This window comes from Cellulomonas bogoriensis 69B4 = DSM 16987 (assembly GCF_000767165.1).
Taxonomy (GTDB): domain Bacteria; phylum Actinomycetota; class Actinomycetes; order Actinomycetales; family Cellulomonadaceae; genus Actinotalea; species Actinotalea bogoriensis.
In genome coordinates this window covers 1-486 of record NZ_AXCZ01000463.1, presented here as the reverse complement: position 1 = coordinate 486, position 486 = coordinate 1, and the positions used below count along the sequence as shown (strand labels likewise).

General features: G+C 78.0%; 1 pseudogene. It reads left to right on the top strand.

Annotated features, from left to right (window positions below):
• Positions 1-14: 14 nt before the first annotated feature.
• Positions 15-486: pseudogene (locus N869_RS16030) on the top strand (ATP-dependent helicase); the annotation flags it as partial.

Below are 486 nucleotides of genomic sequence, written 5' to 3'. Positions count from 1 at the left end.
ACCTGCTGTGGGCGGTGTGGCGGTCGACCGGGCTGGACGAGGTGTGGCGGCGCAGCGCCCTGGCCGGGGGACCCGGCGGAGCGCGCGCCGACCGCGACCTGGACGCGGTCCTGGCGCTCTTCCGGGCTGCCGAGACCTTCGTCGACCGGTTCCCCCAGGCGCCACCCTCGGCGTTCCTGGACCACGTCGCGGCCCAGGACCTGCCGGCGGACACGATCGCCGCGCACGGCGACACGGCTGGGTCGGTGTCCCTGCTGACCCCCGCGGGGGCGGCCGGAGGGGAGTGGGACGTGGTGGTCGTCGCCGGTGTGCAGGAGGGCACCTGGCCGGACCTCCGCCTCCGCGACTCCCTGCTGGGGGCCCAGCACCTGGTGGACGTCCTCGCCGGGCGCAGCGCCCCACCCGGCGGGGACGGCCTCACCGGCCGCGTCGCCGGAGAGGAGGCGCGGGCCACGGTCCTCGACGACGAGCTGCGCGCCTTCGCGG